Below are 1419 nucleotides of genomic sequence, written 5' to 3'. Positions count from 1 at the left end.
ATCCCACGCAGCGTGTCCTGGTGCCCCTGCGGGTAGCGGAATCCAACGTTCTCCAGACGCACCTGTCCGCGCACCCGCGCCGGCTCCAGGCGCACGGGCCGCTCCGGCAACGGCAGCGCCTGGTCGGTATCCAGGTACTCAAAGACCCGGCTGAACAGCGCCAGGGCGGAAACCCACTGCACCGAGACGCTCATCAGCCCATGACCGGGCGGAAGATCCCGGCCTGCAGCCCGGTGAAGGCCACCAGCGTGCCGATGGTCATCCCACCGGAGGTGGCCGGCAGCCCGGCGGCCAGGTAGAGCAGCGCCGGCACCACCGCGAAGATCACCGACATGGTGGCCATGCGCCAGCGTCCGGCCAGCTGGCTGCGCATTTCCAGGTCGATCAGCCGGGCGCTGGATTCGGAGAAGCGGGCGCCGTCCGCGGCGGTGGTTCCCATCAGCTTGGCCAGGCGCACCCCGGAGATGCTCAGCCGCTCCTCGATCAATGAGGTGAGCGTGGACATTTCGGCCTGCCGCCGGGCGGTGATCCGGCGGCGCAGCTGGGCGACCTGGCGGGCGAGGATGATGGCCGGGGGCAGCACCACCAGGGAGATCAGGCTCAACCGCCAGGAGATGGCGACCATCGCCGCCGCGGTGGCGACCACCGTGGTCAGGTTGGAGGCGATGGTGGTCGCCGAGTTGGTGACCACGGACTGCATCTGGCCCACGTCGTTAATGAGCCGGGACTGCACCTCCCCGGAGCGCGACCGGGTGAAGAACGCCAGCGACTGGCGCTGCAGGTGGCTGAACAACGAGGTGCGCAGCCCGTGCATGACCTTTTGCCCCATCAGCGTGGCCCGCCAGGTCTGGATCACCCCGAACAGCGCGGTAATCACCGCAACCCCCACCAGCCCGGCGGCACCCAGCACCAGCGCGCGCACGTCCTGCTGCGGAATGGCGTGGTCGATCAGCTCGCGCACGATGAACGGCTGGGCCAGCCCGATCAGCGAGGAGGCTACGATCAGCAGCACCACCACGATCAGCGTGGCGCGGTGCGGGGCGAACAGGGCCCCGATGCGGCGCAGCGAGACCGGGTGCTGCTCAAGCTGGGCGCGGTCCTGGCGCAGCTTGCGTTCGCGGTTGGATCCGCCGGCGCGCTCGGTTCCGGGCGCTGCCCGATGGGTTTGGCTCATGTCCGCCTCCTGGGTGCGGGAAAACTTACCACCCAATAATAACAGAGGTAACCTCACTATGTGGCTGCATCTTGAATTTCTTGGCGGCACTGCCATATTCTGAATCCATGCCCGATGCGAAAACACAGCCCGACTTGGCCTCCCTCTTCCACCGTGCGGCCCGGTCTGTGAGGCGGCAGACACGCCTGGCCCTGGACCCGCACGGCATCACCCCGCACCAGTCCCGGGCGATGATGCTGCTCGCC

Annotated in this window: 1 protein-coding gene and 1 pseudogene; both read right to left on the bottom strand. The window is 68.2% G+C overall.

Annotated features, from left to right (window positions below; all coding sequences use genetic code 11):
* Positions 1 to 194, bottom strand: a pseudogene (locus tag JCM19049_RS22770) (ABC transporter ATP-binding protein); the annotation flags it as partial.
* Positions 194 to 1174 (bottom strand): ABC transporter ATP-binding protein, encoded by a 981-nt coding sequence (locus tag JCM19049_RS14195; protein WP_054821901.1) that lies wholly within the window; start codon positions 1172 to 1174, stop codon positions 194 to 196. The pseudogene JCM19049_RS22770 and the gene JCM19049_RS14195, both read right to left, overlap by 1 nt.
* Positions 1175 to 1419 lie beyond the last annotated feature (245 nt).

The organism is Arthrobacter sp. JCM 19049 (assembly GCF_001310435.1).
Note: the sequence above shows the minus strand (reverse complement) of the source record. Positions and strands in the feature narration are given on the sequence as shown.

What these genes read in the sequence shown, in the direction of transcription:
- JCM19049_RS14195 (WP_054821901.1), bottom strand. Translation starts at nt 1,174, where the DNA reads ATGAGCCAAACCCATCGGGCAGCGCCCGGAACCGAGCGCGCCGGCGGA.